Genomic DNA, 213 nt, shown 5'->3' with positions numbered 1-213 from the left:
TATTGGCGAAGGAGACGCTGGGCCATGACCCGATGAAGGGCGTGGCGGTGGTGTTCCGTGCGAAACGCGCCGATCGAGTGAAGATTGTCGTCTGGGACGGCAGCGGCCTTGTGATGTACTGGAAGCGGCTCGATGGCAGCGGCTTCAAATGGCCACCCATCGTGGCCGGTGTGATGCGGATGAATGCGGCCCAGCTGTCAGCGCTGGTGGCCG

1 protein-coding gene is annotated in these 213 nt (G+C 63.4%); it reads left to right on the top strand.

Translation table 11 applies throughout. The features are described 5' to 3' along the window. A partial coding sequence (tnpB, locus tag FNJ47_RS49545; protein WP_163163962.1) for an IS66 family insertion sequence element accessory protein TnpB occupies positions 1-213 on the top strand: 213 nt, incomplete at both ends.

This window comes from Bradyrhizobium uaiense (assembly GCF_010811875.1).
GTDB classification, from domain to species: domain Bacteria; phylum Pseudomonadota; class Alphaproteobacteria; order Rhizobiales; family Xanthobacteraceae; genus Bradyrhizobium; species Bradyrhizobium uaiense.
This window is presented reverse-complemented; position numbering and strand designations above follow the sequence as displayed.